The organism is Pseudomonas sp. S3_E10, assembly GCF_054667615.1.
This window is the reverse complement of sequence record NZ_CP162743.1, coordinates 2,025,631-2,042,619: the sequence shown is the minus strand read 5'-3', so window position 1 is coordinate 2,042,619 and position 16,989 is coordinate 2,025,631. Positions and strand designations below refer to the sequence as shown.

The window sequence follows — 16,989 nt, the reverse complement described above, 5'->3', positions numbered from 1 at the left end:
TAACGGACGACACTGACCGACGTTACTGTCAGAAGCCTTCCAGCACGATCTTGCCCTTGGCCTTGCCGCTTTCCAGCAGCGCATGGGCACGGCGCAGGTTGGCGGCATTGATCACGCCAAAGTGTTCACCCAGCGTAGTTTTCAAGGTGCCGGCGTCGATCAGTTCGGCCACGCGGTTGAGCAGGTTGTGCTGCTCGATCATGTCCGGTGTTTCGAACATCGACCGGGTGTACATGAACTCCCAATGCAGCGACAGGCTCTTGCGCTTGAGTTTGCTCACATCCAGCGCCTTGGGGTCGTCGATCAGGGCCAGCTTGCCTTGGGGCCGCAGCGCTTCTACCAGTTGGTCCAGGTGGTGGTCGGTCTGGGTCAAGCTCGCGACGTGGGTCACTTGCGCGTGGCCGGCCTGCTTCAGTGCTTCGCTCAGCGGTTGGCTGTGGTCGATCACCAGATCGGCGCCGAGTGCCTTGGCCCATGCCTGGGTTTGCGGCCGCGAGGCGGTACCGATGACTTTTAGCGCAGTGAGCTGGCTGGCCAATTGAGTCAGGATCGACCCCACACCACCGGCGGCGCCGACGATCAGCAGGCTCTGGCCTTCATCCTGTTTACCCTCACGCACTTGCAGGCGTTCGAACAGCAGTTCCCACGCCGTGATGGCGGTCAACGGCAGCGCAGCGGCCTCGGCAAAGCCCAGCGTCTTGGGCATATGGCCGACGATACGTTCGTCCACGGTGTGCAGTTCGCTGTTGCCGCCCGGGCATACCAGGGAGCCGGCGTAGAACACCTTGTCGCCGGCCTTGAACAGGGTCACTTCGCTGCCGATGGCCTTGACCACACCGGCCACGTCCCAGCCCAACACCTTGGCGGCGCCGTTTTCCGGGGCGACGTTCTGGCGCACCTTGGTGTCCACCGGGTTGACCGAGATGGCTTTGACTTCTACCAGCAGGTCGCGAGGGCCGGCGACCGGTTCCGGCAGGTCGATGTCCTGCAGGGAATTTTCGTCGTTGATGGGCAGTGATGCGTAGTAGGCAATGGCTTTCATGGGGGCTCCGGAAAAAGGGCGGTGATCAGGCAAGAAATTTCAGGCGCTTAAGCTCGAAGTGTTCGAGTACGTCAGCGGCCTTGGCGCGAAACTCCTGGATATGCGCGCTTTGGTCGTGGTCTGCCAGCGCGGCGTCGTTGCTCCAGCGTTCGAGCATGTAGAAGGTCTCGGGGTGTTGCAGGTCTTGGTGCAGGTCGTACTGCTCGCAGCCGGCTTCGCGGCGGGTCGGCTCCAGCAGGCCACGCAGCAGGGGTTCCAAGGTGGCCTGTTGGCCGGGCTTGGCGATCAGGGTGGCGATAACGTTAAAGGCAGCAGACATATTCAACTCCAGGCACGTGAAGAACGGGATGAACAGATCATTGGCTATTTCCCCGCAAGAAAAAAGCGGCTAAAACAGCACGCTGTTTCAACCAAATTTTGATAATGGGGCGCCAAATGCTGCGTTTTGATGATTTGCAGCTGTTTGTGCGCGCGGCGGACCTGGGCAGTTTGTCGGCGGCGGCTCGAGTGATGGACCTGTCACCCGCTGTAGCCAGCGCAGCGCTTAAACGCATCGAGCAGCAACTGGGCGCGCGCTTGCTGGCACGCTCCACTCGCAGCCTGCGGCTGACTGCCGAAGGTGAAGGCTTTTTGGAATATGCCCGCGCGGCCTTGAGCTCACTGGACGAAGGGCGGCGCCTATTGGCCAGCGGCCAGGACCATGTCAGTGGTGTGTTGCAACTGTCGGCGCCCTCGGATTTTGGTCGCAACCAGCTGTTGCCATGGCTGGATGAATTCCAGCGTGAACACCCCCAGCTTGCCGTGCGTCTGCTGCTGGGCGATCGGATTGCCGACCTGTTCCGCCAACCGGTGGACATCGCCCTGCGCTACGGTGAGCCCGAAGATTCGAGCCTGATCGCATTGCCGGTGGCGCCGACCAATATTCGCGTGCTGTGTGCCGCCCCCGGTTACCTGGCGCGCCACGGCGAGCCCCGGCACCTGGAGCAACTGGCCCAGCATAATTGCCTGCTTTACATGCTGGGCAGCCGGGTGCATGACCACTGGACATTCCACGACGGCAAGCGCGAAGTCAGCCTGACGGTGTCCGGAGACCGATTCAGCGATGATGCCGATGTCGTCCGGCGCTGGGCTGTGGCGGGAGTGGGCATTGCCTATAAATCCTGGCTGGATGTGAGCAGCGACGTGCTGGCCGGGCGCTTGCGCCTGATCCTGCCGGAGCTGCGTGGCGAGCCTACGCCGCTCAATCTGCTGTGCGCCCACCGTGCCCAGCTGAGCAAACCCATCAACCTGCTGCGCGAAATGCTCGCGGCGCGCTGTGCGACATTGACGGCGCAGTTGCCGTCCCGAGCGGGCGTTGGGCAATAACCTCCACCATCAGCGGAAATTTCGCTCAAGCCCTGTCCCTATTCCCGGTGTCAGACGCCACGGAACTGGCGCTTGGCGCACCTATACTTTGGCGCCAACTGCGGTACAAAAATAATTCGACAGGGAGTTAATAGATGGAAGAGGCACCTTGCATCAGTCAGATCGCCAGCTTGCTCGCCGAGCCCAAACGCACCGCCATGCTCTGGTCCTTGATGGACGGCTCGGTCAAGTCATCGCAGGAACTGGCGACAGTGGCCGGGTTGTCGGCGGCCTCGGCCAATGCGCATCTGGCACGGTTGACGGGTAGCGGCTTGCTGCGTGTCGAGGCGCGACGTGGCAAACGGCTGTTTCGCGTGGCGGCCGCCGATGTTTGCGCTGCCATCGACGCCTTGGCCAGTACCACCCTGGCCAGTGCGGCACGCAGCGCGCCGGATGCTTCACCCGCGGTGCTGCTGGCGCCGCCCTCGTTGAGACGGGCGCGACTGTGCCATGGCCACCTCGGTGGCGAAATGGCGGCGGGGCTGTATGAACGGATGATGGCGGCGGGGTGGCTCGAACGTCATGAGCATCGTACCGACGTCACGGTCAAAGGCGCGCATTGCCTGGCGCAGCTGGGCATTTTTACCCAGGCACTGGTATCGCCGCTGGTGTGCGACTGTTTCGACTGGAGCCAGCAGCAACCGCACTTGGGCGGTGCGCTGGGCGCGGGGTTAATGCAATTGTTCCTGCAGTCGAACTGGATCAGCCTGGTCAACGAGTCCCAGGCCGTGCAGGTCAACGAGATCGGCATTCAGGAGATCGCCCGATTGACCCTGCGGTAGGCGCCAGCGCCTTCAGGCGCCCACGCCTACCGTCGGGGCGTGTCAGGGTTTTACGAGGCGCGCATCCAGACTGTTTTGCGCCAGGCGTTTGGCCTGGTCCTGGGTCATGCCCAGCGAGGTGTACAACGCGTGGAAGTTCTCGGTCACGTAACCGCCGAAGTACGCGGGGTCGTCCGAGTTTACCGTCACCTTCACACCACGCTCGAGCATGTCGAGGATGTTGTGCTGGGCCATGTCATCGAACACGCAAAGCTTGGTGTTGGACAGTGGGCACACGGTGAGCGGGATCTGCTCGTCGATGATGCGCTGCATCAGGCGCTCGTCTTCGATGGCACGTACGCCGTGGTCGATACGCTGGATTTTCAGCAGGTCGATGGCTTCCCAGATGTACTCGGGCGGGCCTTCTTCGCCGGCGTGGGCCACGGTGAGGAAGCCTTCATGGCGGGCACGATCGAATACGCGCTGGAACTTGCTCGGTGGGTGGCCCATTTCCGAACTGTCCAGGCCTACGGCCACGAACGCGTCACGGAACGGCAGCGCCTGGTCGAGGGTTTTCTGCGCTTCGTCTTCGCTCAGATGGCGTAGGAAGCTCAGGATCAAACCGCTGGTGATGCCCAGTTGCTGCTCGCCATCTTTAAGCGCAGCGGCGATGCCGTTAAGCACCACTTCAAACGGCACGCCACGGTCGGTGTGGGTTTGCGGGTCGAAGAAGGGTTCGGTGTGGATCACGTTCTGCGCTTTGCAGCGCAGCAGGTAGGCCCAGGTCAGGTCGTAGAAGTCCTGTGACGTGCGCAGTACGTCGGCGCCCTGGTAATACAGGTCGAGAAACTCTTGCAGGTTATTGAAGGCGTAGGCCTTGCGCAGGGTTTCGACGTCATTCCACGGCAGCGCGATTTTGTTGCGTTCAGCCAGGGCGAACAGCAACTCCGGCTCCAGCGAGCCTTCCAGATGCAGGTGCAGTTCAGCCTTGGGCAGGGCGTTGAGCCAATCGTACATGTCTAAATTCTCATCAGGTGCAATGGCGGCATTCTACAGGTCATGGCTGAAATAATCGGCAAAACCTGACCGGCAGGAGAGTATTCGGTTTATTCGCGCAAGGGCGACGTGAACTAAGGTGTAACGAAACGTTAGCAGCGTGGCGCAGTCTCTACCCCATCAATGACTGATTTGGCGTTTGAAAAGGCCCGTAATGCTCACACTCCTCAAGCAAGAAAAATTCATGCTGCTGGCGCTGATTGCCGCCATCGCCGCTTATCCGCTGGAGCACTGGATGCTGCACAGCGGGCAGATAGTGGCGCTGTTGGCCGGTGTGGCGTTGATCGCTTTTATTGTGGTTGCGTCAATGCGTGTGGCGCATCACGCCGAGCAACTGGCGGAAAAAGTCGGTGACCCCTACGGCACCATGATCCTGACCCTCGCGGCGGTGTTGGTGGAAGTGGTGATCCTGGCGATCATGATGAGTAACGAGCCGTCGCCGACCTTGGTGCGCGACACCATCTATTCGGCGGTGATGCTGGATATCAACGGCATCCTCGGCCTGGCCGCGTTGATGGGTGGCATCAAACATGGCGAACAGTCCTACAACGATGATTCAGCACGCACCTACAGCGTGATGATTCTCACCGCCATGGGCGTATCGATGGTGGTGCCGGAATTTATCCCCGAAGCCGACTGGAAAATTTACTCGGCCTTCACCATTGGCGCGATGGTGGTGCTCTATACCTTGTTCCTGCGCATGCAGGTGGGGCCCCACAGTTATTTCTTCAGCTATAGCTACCCGGAAAAACGCCGCAAAAAACTGCCGGAAGAAGAACAGGAAACGCCGGTGAACCTCGCGTTTTCCATCGGCACTCTGGTGTTTGGCGTGATCGTGATTGGCGCGCTGGCCGAGGTGATGTCCAAGACCCTCGACCTGGGCCTGGAAGGCACGGGCGCACCGCCGGTGATCACGGCGATTGTGGTGGCGGCTATTTCGGCCGCGCCGGAGATTCTGACCGCGCTACGCGCCGCACTCGCCAACCGCATGCAGTCGGTGGTGAATATTGCGCTGGGCGCGTCGCTGTCGACGGTGATTTTGACCGTGCCGGTGATGGAGGCCATGGCGCTCTATACCGGCCAGCCGTTCCAGATGGCGATGACGCCGGTGCAAACGGTGATGGTGTTTATCACGTTGATCGTCAGTGCGATCAACCTCAACGATGGCGAAACCAACGCCATCGAAGGGATGACCCATTTTGTGCTGTTTGCGACCTTTATCATGTTGTCGCTGCTGGGCGTGTAGTCAGCCTGCAATCAGGTGTCGCGCGGCCTGGGTGTGATCGGCGATCAAGCCTTTGAGGTCCAGGCCTTCGACCTGGCCATCGACCACGCGCCATTTGCCCGCAATCATCACCCGATCGGCTCGGTCGGCGCCGCACAACAGCAGCGCCGAAATCGGGTCATGACTGCCGGAGAAGCGCAGCTCATCAAGCTTGAACAGCGCCAGGTCGGCCTGTTTGCCCACAGCCAATTCGCCGATATCCGTACGTCCCAGCAATTGCGCCGAGCCTTTGGTGGCCCAGCCCAGTACGCCTTCGGGAGTAATTTTTTCTGCGCCATAACGCAGGCGCTGAATGTACAGGGCCTGACGCGCTTCGAGGATCATGTTCGAGGCATCATTGGACGCAGACCCATCCACGCCAATACCGATAGGCGCGCCGGCAGCGAGCAAATCCAAGGTCGGGCAGATGCCGGAGGCCAGGCGCATATTCGAACTCGGGCAATGGCAGACACCGGTGCCGGCAGCGCCAAGGCGCGCAATTTCATCCGGGTTGAAGTGAATGCCATGCGCGAGCCAGGTGCGCGGGCCGAGCCAGCCGACGCTGTCGAGGTAATCCACGGTGCGCAGGCCGAAGCGTTGCAGGCAGAAGTCTTCCTCGTCGAGGGTTTCCGCCAAGTGGGTGTGCAGGCGCACATCAAGGCTGCTGGCCATCTCGGCGCTGGCGCGCATGATTTCGGCAGTGACTGAAAACGGTGAGCAGGGCGCCAGGGCAATCTGGATCTGCGCCCCGTCGTCCCGCTCATGGTATTGGCGGATCAGCCGTTGACTGTCGTCGAGGATCACCTGGCCTTGCTGCACCGTCTGCTGGGGCGGCAAGCCGCCGTCCGCTTCGCCCAGGCTCATGGAGCCCCGGGTGAGCATCGCGCGCATGCCCAATTCGCGCACGCTGGCGACTTGTACATCGATGGCGTTTTCCAGCCCATCGGGGAACAGGTAGTGGTGGTCGGCCGCCGTGGTGCAACCTGAGAGCAGCAACTCGGCCAGCGCGACTTTGCTGGCCAGGGCGAGTTTTTCCGGGGTCAGGCGTGCCCATACCGGGTACAGGGTTTTGAGCCACGGGAACAACGGCTGGTTGACCACCGGCGCCCAGGCACGGGTGAGGGTTTGGTAAAAGTGATGGTGGGTGTTGATCAACCCCGGAAGGACCACATGCTCACGGGCATCGAACACCTGTGTGCAGGGCTGCGTGGGGACTTGCCCGTGGGCCAGCACTTGGGTGATCACACGGTCTTGCAGCACCAGGCCGCCACGCGCGTCGAGGCCATTGGCGGTGAAAATCGCGAGGGGGTTTTTTAACCAGATACGGGTCGCAGGCATTGGCCGGCTCCTCTGAATGATGGGTTCAGGTTTGCCAGCTCAGTGTTGCCCTGTCTGCTGATCCAGGGTCGCCGGGAAGGGCGAGATGCTTAGACTACGTGTAGTTCGAGGTCTGGTCTAGATGTAGGAAAGCGGATACGGCCAGTGTGGGAGCGGCTTGCTCCCACCGTCTGCCCCGTGGTGTTTACCAGGCGATGGTGTCGCCTTTGTAGTCCACGAAGTGATGGCCGCCTTTGCCGGTGTAGGCGTTCACTTGGTCGACCAGGCCGCGCACGCTGGTGTCGACATCGATGTGCGCGTCTTCACCACCCATGTCGGTTTTGACCCAGCCCGGGTGCATCGACAGGACGGTGAGCTTATGGTCGCCGAGTTGGGTGATGAAACTGTTGGTCATCGAGTTGAGCGCGGCCTTGCTGGCCTTGTACAGCGCCAGGTCCGAACCGTCGGGGATGGTCACGCTACCCAGCACTGAACTCATGAAGGCCAGTACGCCGCTGTTTTTGCGGATCTGCCCGACAAAGCGCTGTGCCAGGTTGATCGGCGCCACGGCGTTGGTGAAAAACAGCTGGCCGACTTCGGCCAACGTAGCGTGGCCGGGCTCCTGGTTGGCGGGGCCTTTTACCCCTGCGTTGACGAACAGCAGGTCAAAGGTGCGCTCCTTGAGGCGCAGGGCCAGGGCGATCACGGCTTGCTGATCGTCCATGTCGAGTTTCTCGATCTGCACCGGGCCCACGGCTTTCAGGGCATCGGCCTTGCTTGGGTCACGCACGGTGGCGGTCACGTCCCAGCCGTCCTGGAGCAGTTGCTTGACCAGGCCAAGGCCCAGCCCGCGCGAGGCGCCGATGATCAATGCGGTTTTTGGCGTAGACATGAAAAGCTTCCTTTGGCGTCGAGGTTCAGAGGGGCAAGCAGTTTCAACGTTGCAGCAGGATACGCCCACGGCTCAAGTCGGCAAGCTGGGTTTGCAGCGTATCGATGTGGGCGGCGCCCAGGGCCAGTTGCAGTTCCACACCGTTGGCGGTGAAGTTTTCCTGCACCACCAGCCCGCCCAGTTCGGCGACGCGCAGTTTCACCAGGTTCAATTCGGAAAACCCACAGGCGCAGCTCAACGGCACGCGGCTGATCAGCTCGATGCGTTCGGCGTTTTGCAGGCATTTATTTGCACCGCCACCGTAGGCGCGGGCCAGGCCGCCGGTGCCCAATTGGATGCCGCCGTACCAACGGATCACCAGCACCGCGACTTGATCGAACCCCTGGGCCTCGATGGCTGCCAGGATCGGCCGGCCGGCCGTGCCGCCGGGTTCGCCATCGTCATTGCTGCGGTATTGATCGGCCAGCTTCCAGGCCCAGCAATTGTGCGTGGCGTTCAGGTCGCTGTGCTGCTCGAAAAACGCCTGGGCGTCCTGCGGGCTGGTGATGGGGGCGGCGAGGGTGATAAAGCGGCTTTTGCGTATTTCTTCACGAAATTCGCAACAGCCTGTGAGCGTGAAAGACATAGGTTGCTTCGTCTAGAGGGCCGGCTTGATGCCGCAGCCTTTGAGAATGATGTGGATCAGGTTGGTGCCGGCGTCTTCCATGTCTTGCTTGGTCAGTTTGGTGCGACCGGTGACGCGGCAGATCTGGGTCGCGAAGTCGGCGTAGTGCTGGGTGCTGCCCCACAGCAGAAAGATCAGGTGCACGGGGTCGATGGGGTCCATCTTGCCCGCATCGATCCAGGCTTGGAACACCGCGGCGCGGCCGCTGAACCAGGCGCGGTAGTCCTGGCTGAAATATTCGGTAAGGCATTCGCCACCGCTGATGATCTCCATGGCGAAGATGCGCGACGCCTGGGGTTGGCGCCGCGAGAACTCCATCTTGGTGCGGATGTAGCGGGTAAGCGCTAGCGCAGGGTCGTCCTCGGCGGTCAGTGTGTTGAAGGTGCTGTCCCACAGTTCGAGGATATTGCTGAGCACTGCGATATACAGGCCCAGCTTGTTGGTGAAGTAGTAATGCAAGTTGGCCTTGGGCAGCCCGGCACTCGCGGCGATGGTGTTCATGCTGGTGCCTTTGTAGCCATGGCGCGCGAACTCATCTTCAGCCGCCTGCAGAATCGCTTGTTCGTTCTTTTGCCGAATGCGGCTGGCGGGTTTACCGGCGTGGTTGCTATGGGCAGGAACTTCGAGGCTCATGGAGATTACCGTGCTGATCGATAGAGACGACGTGTGCACAGATAACCCACCCTCAAGCCCCAGACAAGTCCCGATGCAATAAAACCGTCAAAGCGATTCCAGTGTGTCGCTCTCCGGCGCGTGGTTTGCGCCCGCGTGGGCCGCGTTGGCTTCCGGCAACAAGAGGCACAACACAATGGCGGTCAGGCCGCCGCTGGTGATGGCGGAGTCGAACAGGTTCTGGACCAATGTCGGCATCAGGTGCAACAGGTTCGGTTGGGCTGCGATGCCCAGGCCGACGCCGAACGAGGTAGCGATGATCAGCATGCTGCGTCGGTCCAACGGTGCCTGGGCGAGGATGCGCACGCCGGCGGCGGCCACGCTGCCGAACATCACCAGGGTTGCGCCGCCCAATACCGGTTTGGGAATTTGCTGCAGCACGGCACCGATCAACGGAAACAAGCCGAGACAAAACAGCACCACACCGATGTATAAACCCACATAACGGCTGGCCACTCCGGTGAGTTGGATCACGCCGTTATTCTGCGCAAAAGTGGTGTTGGGGAAGGCGCTGAAGGTGGCGGCGATCATACAACTCACGCCATCGCCCAGCACGCCGCCCTTGAGCCGTCTTATATAGGAGGGGCCGCTGATGGGCTGTCGGGCGATCATGCAGTTGGCGGTGAGGTCACCGACGGTTTCGATGCTGCTGATCAGATAAATCAGCGCGATCGGTAGGAAGGCGCTCCAGTCGAAGTTGAACCCGAAGCGAAATGGGATTGGCAGGCTGACCCAAGGCAAGTCGGGCAGGGCCTGGGGCACCAGTTTTCCGCAGAGCCAGGCGGCGAGGCTACCGAGGGCCAGTCCGATGATAATGGCTGAAAGGCGCACCCAAGGTGTGTTCGAGCGGTTGAGGAGGATGATCGTCAACACCACGAACAAGCCCAAGGCCAGATTGGTGGGAGCGCCGAAGTCGGGGGCATTGAAGCCGCCGCCGAGGTCGGTGATGCCGACTTTGATCAGGCTGATGCCGATCAACGTAATCACGATGCCGGTGACCAGTGGCGTGATCACGCGGCGTAGTTGGCCGATGAAACGGCTCAGTACGATCTGCACCGCCGCGCCGAAAAAGCACACGCCGAAGATCATCGCCATGATGTCTTCCGGGCTGCCGCCACGTTGTTTCACCAAAAAGCCCGCTGACAGCACGGCGCCGAGGAACGCAAAACTGGTGCCTTGCAGGCAGATCATTCCGGCGCCTATCCCAAATGGCCTGCGCGCCTGGATGAAGGTGCCAACACCCGACACCATCAACGCCATGCTGATCAGGTAGGGCAAATGGGCTGCCAGGCCCAGAGTGGAACCAATGATAAGTGGCGGCGTGATAATGCCGACAAAAGCGGCCAGCACATGTTGCAGTGCGGCCAAAAAGGCCGGGGCGGGTTTGGGACGGTCGTTGAGGCCGTAGATCAGGTCGCTGGGGCTGGAGGATTCAGGTGTCATGGTGGGCAAACTCGTGGAGGACGGTTCAAGTGCCATGTGCCCTGCAAAAAGCTGTCCAGTTGCTCAGCTTTTTGTGCGAGGCCCGAGTTAGCGCGTTGCGGCCAGACTTTCCAGGAAGCTCTCCAGCACCAAATGAGGGCGGCGGCCCTTGCGCGTGACCGATGCCAGGCTTAAATCGTAAAAACGCGTAGCCGGTTTCAGCGCGCGCAGTCGTCCTTGTTGGACCCATAGGCTGGCATAGTGGTCGGGCAAGTAGCCGATATAGCGGCCGGTGAGGATCAGGAACGCCATGCCTTCGCGGTCCGAGGCGCTGGCGGTGCAGTTGAGCGCCTGGTAGTGGGCCTGGATCTCGGCAGGCAAGCGAAACGTGGGGGCGATGGCGTCCTGGCTGTCGATGCGTTCGTCGTCCAGTTGCTTGTCGTCAGCGTAAAACAACGGGTGACCGACCGCGCAGTAGAGCAGCGAGCGTTCGCTGTACAGCGGCTGGTACTCCAGCCCCGACAAGGCGCTGGCCTGCGGCACTACGCCGACATGCAGGCGACCATCGAGTACGCCTTGTTCGACTTCATTGGGGGCGATCATGCGGATCTGGATTTGCACGTCCGGGCCGCGCTCTTTCAACTGCGCCAAGGCGTGGGTGATGCGCATATGGGGCAGGGTCACCAGGTTGTCGGTGAGGCCAATGATCAGCTCGCCGCGCAAATGCTGGTGGAGGCCGTTGACCTCGGTGCGAAAGCTTTCCAACGCGCTTAACAGTTGCAGGGCGGACTGGTAGACCTCGCGGCCTTCTTCGGTGAGTGAGAACCCGGCTCGGCCGCGTTGGCAGAGCCGCAGACCGAGGCGTTGCTCAAGGTCGCTCATTTGTTGACTGATGGCCGAGCGGCCAATGCCGAGCACGGTCTCCGCCGCCGAGAAGCCGCCACACTCCACTACACTGCGAAAGATGCGCAGCAGGCGAATATCGAAGTCGCTGACTTGGGCCAGGGGATCGGGTCGGCGGCTGCTCATAGTTTAGTAGTGGCCTGACTGAAGGTTAGAAGAGTTGGATTTCACCGACTTTATCCCCGTGGCAATTTAGCTGCAACTACGCTTTTCAATCCCGACGCTGCCTTCTGCCCTGCGAGGTTTTGCTGATGAACATGCATGAAAACGCCCCATCGTCCCTGGCCAGCCAACTGAAGTTGGATGCGCACTGGATGCCTTACACCGCCAACCGTAACTTCCAGCGTGACCCGCGCCTGATCGTGGCCGCCGAAGGCAGCTGGCTGACGGATGACAAGGGCCGCAAGGTCTACGACTCGTTGTCGGGCCTTTGGACATGCGGTGCCGGGCATACGCGCAAGGAAATCCAGGAGGCGGTGGCCAAGCAATTGGGTACCCTGGATTACTCGCCGGGCTTCCAATACGGTCATCCGTTGTCCTTCCAGTTGGCGGAAAAGATTACCGACCTGACCCCAGGCAGCCTGAACCACGTGTTCTTCACCGACTCCGGTTCCGAGTGCGCCGATACGGCGGTGAAAATGGTGCGTGCCTACTGGCGCCTGAAGGGGCAGGCCACCAAGACCAAGATGATCGGTCGTGCCCGTGGTTACCACGGCGTGAACATCGCCGGCACCAGCCTGGGCGGGGTCAATGGCAACCGTAAGTTGTTTGGCCAGGCGATGATGGATGTTGACCATCTGCCGCACACCTTGCTGGCGAGCAATGCCTTTTCCCGTGGCATGCCGGAGCAGGGTGGTATTGCCTTGGCCGATGAGTTGCTTAAGCTGATCGAGCTGCACGACGCTTCCAACATCGCGGCAGTGTTTGTCGAGCCGATGGCCGGTTCCGCTGGTGTGTTGGTGCCGCCACAGGGTTATCTCAAGCGTCTGCGCGAGATCTGCGATCAGCACAACATCCTTTTGGTGTTCGATGAAGTCATCACTGGTTTCGGCCGTACCGGGTCGATGTTCGGTGCCGATAGCTTCGGCGTGACGCCGGATTTGATGTGCATCGCCAAGCAAGTCACCAACGGCGCGATCCCGATGGGCGCGGTGATTGCCAGCAGTGAGATCTACCAGACCTTCATGAACCAGGCGACGCCGGAATACGCGGTGGAATTCCCTCACGGCTATACCTACTCGGCCCACCCGGTGGCGTGCGCGGCCGGCCTGGCGGCATTGGACTTGTTGCAGAAGGAAAACCTGGTGCAGAGCGTAGCCGAAGTCGCCCCGCACTTTGAGAATGCACTGCATGGCTTGAAGGGCAGCAAGAACGTGATCGACATTCGCAATTACGGCCTGGCCGGCGCGATCCAGATTGCCCCGCGCGACGGTGATGCCATCGTGCGTCCGTTCGAGGCCGGCATGGCCTTATGGAAAGCCGGTTTCTACGTGCGTTTTGGCGGGGACACCCTGCAGTTCGGGCCAACCTTCAACAGCAAGCCGCAGGACCTGGATCGCCTGTTCGATGCGGTCGGCGAAGTGCTGAACAAGATCGACTGATTTCTCCTTCTATATAGAACAACTTTTCAGGAGCCCTGCATGAGCCTTATCCAACACTTGATCAACGGCGAATTGGTCAATGACAGCGGTCGCAGTGCCGACGTGTACAACCCGTCCACCGGCCAGGTGATTCATCAAGTGCCGTTGGCCAGCCGTGACACCATTCAGCGTGCAATCGACTCCGCCAAGGCGGCTTTCCCGGCGTGGCGCAATACGCCGCCGGCCAAGCGCGCCCAGGTGATGTTTCGTTTCAAGCAGTTGCTGGAGCAGAACGAAGCGCGTATCTCGCAGTTGATCAGCGAGGAGCACGGCAAGACTCTGGAAGATGCGGCTGGCGAGTTGAAGCGCGGGATCGAGAACGTGGAGTACGCGTGTTCGGCGCCGGAGATTCTTAAAGGCGAGTACAGCCGTAACGTCGGGCCAAATATTGATGCCTGGTCGGATTTCCAACCGTTGGGTGTGGTGGCAGGTATTACCCCGTTCAACTTCCCGGCGATGGTGCCGTTGTGGATGTATCCGCTGGCGATCGTGTGCGGTAACTGCTTCATTCTCAAGCCTTCGGAGCGTGATCCGAGCTCGACGCTGTTGATCGCGCAATTGCTGCAGGAGGCCGGCTTGCCCAAAGGCGTGCTAAGCGTGGTACACGGCGACAAGGGCGCGGTGGATGCCTTGATCGAGGCGCCGGAAGTGAAAGCGCTGAGTTTTGTAGGCTCGACGCCGATTGCCGAGTACATCTATTCGGAGGCGACCAAGCGTGGCAAGCGCGTTCAGGCGCTGGGTGGGGCGAAGAACCATGCGGTGCTGATGCCGGATGCGGACCTGGACAATGCGGTGAGTGCCTTGATGGGCGCGGCATATGGTTCCTGCGGCGAGCGGTGCATGGCGATCTCGGTGGCTGTGTGTGTAGGTGACCAGGTGGCGGATGCGTTGATTGCCAAGCTGGTGCCGCAGGTCAAGGCGCTGAAGATTGGTGCGGGTACGTCATGCGGGCTGGATATGGGGCCGCTGGTGACGGGGCAGGCGCGGGATAAGGTCAGTGGCTATATAGAAGACGGTGTGGCGGCGGGTGCTGAACTGGTCGTCGACGGCCGAGGCTTGAGTGTTGCGGGGCATGAAGACGGGTTCTTCCTCGGCGGCAGCCTGTTTGATCGTGTGACCCCTGAGATGCGCATCTATAAGGAAGAAATCTTCGGGCCGGTATTGTGCGTAGTCCGGGTGGACAGCCTGGAAGCGGCGATGCAGTTGATCAATGATCACGAATATGGCAACGGTACCTGCATCTTCACCCGCGACGGTGAAGCGGCGCGTCTGTTCTGTGATGAGATTGAAGTAGGCATGGTGGGGGTGAATGTGCCTTTGCCGGTGCCGGTGGCCTATCACAGCTTTGGTGGTTGGAAGCGTTCGCTGTTTGGCGATTTGCATGCGTATGGGCCGGATGGGGTGCGCTTCTATACGCGCCGCAAGGCGATTACCCAGCGTTGGCCGCAACGGGCCAGCCATGAAGCGTCGCAATTCGCGTTCCCCAGCTTGTAAGGCTCGGTAGCCAGAAGGCCGGCCCTTTGGGGCCGGCTTTCGCGTTTCTGGGCTTTTTTGGTCCATATGACAGAAATATGAAAAAGAAGGTTGACGCCAGATTCTGGAAGCCTATAATTCGCCCCACTTCCGGCGCAGTCGAAACGGAAAACTCCTTGGTAAACAATGAGTTACGCAGTTTTCGGCAGCAAGTTGCTTCAGTTCATCGAAGCCAAAAGGAAGTTGAAAAAGAGGTGTTGACAGCAGCGTGTAACGCTGTAGAATTCGCCTCCCGCTGACGAGAGATCGGAAGCGCAAGTGGTTGAAGTTGTTGAAGAAATCTTCGAAAGCTTCTGAAAATAACCGCTTGACAGCAAATGAGGCTGCTGTAGAATGCGCGCCTCGGTTGAGACGAAAGCTCTTAACCAACCGCTCTTTAACAACTGAATCAAGCAATTCGTGTGGGTGCTTGTGGAGTCAGACTGATAGTCAACAAGATTATCAGCATCATAAGTTACTCCGCGAGAAATCAAAGATGTAACCAACGATTGCTGAGCCAAGTTTAGGGTTTCTTAAAAACCCAAAGATGTTTGAACTGAAGAGTTTGATCATGGCTCAGATTGAACGCTGGCGGCAGGCCTAACACATGCAAGTCGAGCGGTAGAGAGAAGCTTGCTTCTCTTGAGAGCGGCGGACGGGTGAGTAATGCCTAGGAATCTGCCTGGTAGTGGGGGATAACGTTCGGAAACGGACGCTAATACCGCATACGTCCTACGGGAGAAAGCAGGGGACCTTCGGGCCTTGCGCTATCAGATGAGCCTAGGTCGGATTAGCTAGTTGGTGAGGTAATGGCTCACCAAGGCGACGATCCGTAACTGGTCTGAGAGGATGATCAGTCACACTGGAACTGAGACACGGTCCAGACTCCTACGGGAGGCAGCAGTGGGGAATATTGGACAATGGGCGAAAGCCTGATCCAGCCATGCCGCGTGTGTGAAGAAGGTCTTCGGATTGTAAAGCACTTTAAGTTGGGAGGAAGGGCAGTTACCTAATACGTGATTGTTTTGACGTTACCGACAGAATAAGCACCGGCTAACTCTGTGCCAGCAGCCGCGGTAATACAGAGGGTGCAAGCGTTAATCGGAATTACTGGGCGTAAAGCGCGCGTAGGTGGTTTGTTAAGTTGGATGTGAAATCCCCGGGCTCAACCTGGGAACTGCATTCAAAACTGACTGACTAGAGTATGGTAGAGGGTGGTGGAATTTCCTGTGTAGCGGTGAAATGCGTAGATATAGGAAGGAACACCAGTGGCGAAGGCGACCACCTGGACTGATACTGACACTGAGGTGCGAAAGCGTGGGGAGCAAACAGGATTAGATACCCTGGTAGTCCACGCCGTAAACGATGTCAACTAGCCGTTGGGAGCCTTGAGCTCTTAGTGGCGCAGCTAACGCATTAAGTTGACCGCCTGGGGAGTACGGCCGCAAGGTTAAAACTCAAATGAATTGACGGGGGCCCGCACAAGCGGTGGAGCATGTGGTTTAATTCGAAGCAACGCGAAGAACCTTACCAGGCCTTGACATCCAATGAACTTTCTAGAGATAGATTGGTGCCTTCGGGAACATTGAGACAGGTGCTGCATGGCTGTCGTCAGCTCGTGTCGTGAGATGTTGGGTTAAGTCCCGTAACGAGCGCAACCCTTGTCCTTAGTTACCAGCACGTCATGGTGGGCACTCTAAGGAGACTGCCGGTGACAAACCGGAGGAAGGTGGGGATGACGTCAAGTCATCATGGCCCTTACGGCCTGGGCTACACACGTGCTACAATGGTCGGTACAGAGGGTTGCCAAGCCGCGAGGTGGAGCTAATCCCATAAAACCGATCGTAGTCCGGATCGCAGTCTGCAACTCGACTGCGTGAAGTCGGAATCGCTAGTAATCGCGAATCAGAATGTCGCGGTGAATACGTTCCCGGGCCTTGTACACACCGCCCGTCACACCATGGGAGTGGGTTGCACCAGAAGTAGCTAGTCTAACCTTCGGGAGGACGGTTACCACGGTGTGATTCATGACTGGGGTGAAGTCGTAACAAGGTAGCCGTAGGGGAACCTGCGGCTGGATCACCTCCTTAATCGACGACATCAGCTGCTCCATAAGTTCCCACACGAATTGCTTGATTCATTGAAGAAGACGATAAGAAGCAGCCCGAAATTGGGTCTGTAGCTCAGTTGGTTAGAGCGCACCCCTGATAAGGGTGAGGTCGGCAGTTCGAATCTGCCCAGACCCACCAATTTTGTGTGGGAAACGCCTGTAGAAATATGGGGCCATAGCTCAGCTGGGAGAGCGCCTGCCTTGCACGCAGGAGGTCAACGGTTCGATCCCGTTTGGCTCCACCACTACTGCTTCTGACGTATGAAAGCTTAGAAATGAGCATTCCATCCTAGCGATGGTGAATGTTGATTTCTAGTCTTTGATTAGATC

14 protein-coding genes, 2 tRNA genes and 1 rRNA gene are annotated in these 16,989 nt (G+C 59.5%); 8 read left to right on the top strand and 9 right to left on the bottom strand.

Features of this window, described 5'->3' with window-relative positions:
- Nucleotides 1–28: 28 nt before the first annotated feature.
- Nucleotides 29–1,042 carry a zinc-binding alcohol dehydrogenase family protein gene (locus AB4N98_RS09250; protein ID WP_065879402.1) on the bottom strand — a complete coding sequence of 338 codons (1,014 nt, stop codon included), beginning with the start codon at nt 1,040–1,042 and terminating at the stop codon, nt 29–31.
- Between the two features lie 25 nt (nt 1,043–1,067).
- Nucleotides 1,068–1,361, bottom strand: coding sequence for a putative quinol monooxygenase (locus AB4N98_RS09245; protein WP_017527837.1), 294 nt, complete (start codon nt 1,359–1,361; stop codon nt 1,068–1,070).
- Nucleotides 1,362–1,477: 116 nt separating this feature from the next.
- Here AB4N98_RS09245 and AB4N98_RS09240 point away from each other — a divergent pair, with 116 nt between their 5' ends.
- Together AB4N98_RS09240 and AB4N98_RS09235 are read left to right on the top strand one after the other, a co-directional pair.
- Nucleotides 1,478–2,407 (top strand): LysR family transcriptional regulator, encoded by a 930-nt coding sequence (locus tag AB4N98_RS09240; RefSeq protein WP_065879401.1) that lies wholly within the window; start codon nt 1,478–1,480, stop codon nt 2,405–2,407.
- A 134-nt stretch (nt 2,408–2,541) separates the two neighbouring features.
- Nucleotides 2,542–3,228: an ArsR/SmtB family transcription factor gene (locus AB4N98_RS09235; RefSeq protein ID WP_068933844.1), complete on the top strand. Its 687-nt coding sequence runs from the start codon at nt 2,542–2,544 to the stop codon at nt 3,226–3,228.
- A gap of 42 nt (nt 3,229–3,270) precedes the next feature.
- Here AB4N98_RS09235 and AB4N98_RS09230 read toward each other — a convergent pair whose 3' ends face one another.
- Nucleotides 3,271–4,224 (bottom strand): adenosine deaminase, encoded by a 954-nt coding sequence (locus AB4N98_RS09230; RefSeq protein WP_068933845.1) that lies wholly within the window; start codon nt 4,222–4,224, stop codon nt 3,271–3,273.
- A gap of 193 nt (nt 4,225–4,417) precedes the next feature.
- Between AB4N98_RS09230 and AB4N98_RS09225 the strand changes: the two genes are divergently transcribed.
- Nucleotides 4,418–5,509 carry a calcium:cation antiporter gene (locus AB4N98_RS09225; RefSeq protein WP_065879399.1) on the top strand — a complete coding sequence of 364 codons (1,092 nt, stop codon included), beginning with the start codon at nt 4,418–4,420 and terminating at the stop codon, nt 5,507–5,509.
- Here AB4N98_RS09225 and AB4N98_RS09220 read toward each other — a convergent pair whose 3' ends face one another.
- The 6 genes from AB4N98_RS09220 to AB4N98_RS09195 all read right to left on the bottom strand — a co-directional run bounded on the left by AB4N98_RS09220 (nt 5,510) and on the right by AB4N98_RS09195 (nt 11,523).
- Nucleotides 5,510–6,865, bottom strand: a complete 1,356-nt coding sequence (locus AB4N98_RS09220) for an 8-oxoguanine deaminase (RefSeq protein WP_017527832.1) — start codon at nt 6,863–6,865, stop codon at nt 5,510–5,512.
- A gap of 184 nt (nt 6,866–7,049) precedes the next feature.
- Nucleotides 7,050–7,736: an SDR family oxidoreductase gene (locus AB4N98_RS09215; protein ID WP_017527831.1), complete on the bottom strand. Its 687-nt coding sequence runs from the start codon at nt 7,734–7,736 to the stop codon at nt 7,050–7,052.
- A 43-nt stretch (nt 7,737–7,779) separates the two neighbouring features.
- Nucleotides 7,780–8,361: an IMPACT family protein gene (locus tag AB4N98_RS09210; protein WP_017527830.1), complete on the bottom strand. Its 582-nt coding sequence runs from the start codon at nt 8,359–8,361 to the stop codon at nt 7,780–7,782.
- A gap of 12 nt (nt 8,362–8,373) precedes the next feature.
- Complete coding sequence (locus tag AB4N98_RS09205; RefSeq protein WP_017527829.1) at nt 8,374–9,033, bottom strand: TetR/AcrR family transcriptional regulator; 660 nt, start codon at nt 9,031–9,033, stop codon at nt 8,374–8,376.
- A gap of 87 nt (nt 9,034–9,120) precedes the next feature.
- Complete coding sequence (locus tag AB4N98_RS09200; protein ID WP_116079071.1) at nt 9,121–10,515, bottom strand: nucleobase:cation symporter-2 family protein; 1,395 nt, start codon at nt 10,513–10,515, stop codon at nt 9,121–9,123.
- Nucleotides 10,516–10,602: 87 nt separating this feature from the next.
- A complete protein-coding gene (locus AB4N98_RS09195) occupies nt 10,603–11,523 on the bottom strand; it encodes a LysR family transcriptional regulator (protein WP_065879397.1) in 921 nt (306 codons plus the stop codon).
- A 125-nt stretch (nt 11,524–11,648) separates the two neighbouring features.
- Here AB4N98_RS09195 and aptA point away from each other — a divergent pair, with 125 nt between their 5' ends.
- From aptA to AB4N98_RS09170, 5 genes are all read left to right on the top strand, one after another.
- Entirely contained in the window at nt 11,649–12,998 is a 1,350-nt protein-coding gene (gene aptA / locus AB4N98_RS09190; RefSeq protein WP_116079073.1) for an omega-aminotransferase AptA, read from the top strand.
- A gap of 39 nt (nt 12,999–13,037) precedes the next feature.
- Nucleotides 13,038–14,531, top strand: a complete 1,494-nt coding sequence (locus tag AB4N98_RS09185) for a CoA-acylating methylmalonate-semialdehyde dehydrogenase (RefSeq protein WP_017527825.1) — start codon at nt 13,038–13,040, stop codon at nt 14,529–14,531.
- Nucleotides 14,532–15,102: 571 nt separating this feature from the next.
- Nucleotides 15,103–16,639, top strand: a 16S ribosomal RNA gene (locus AB4N98_RS09180).
- Between the two features lie 82 nt (nt 16,640–16,721).
- A tRNA-Ile gene (locus AB4N98_RS09175) sits at nt 16,722–16,798 on the top strand.
- Between the two features lie 30 nt (nt 16,799–16,828).
- A tRNA-Ala gene (locus AB4N98_RS09170) sits at nt 16,829–16,904 on the top strand.
- The last annotated feature ends 85 nt before the right edge of the window (nt 16,905–16,989 follow it).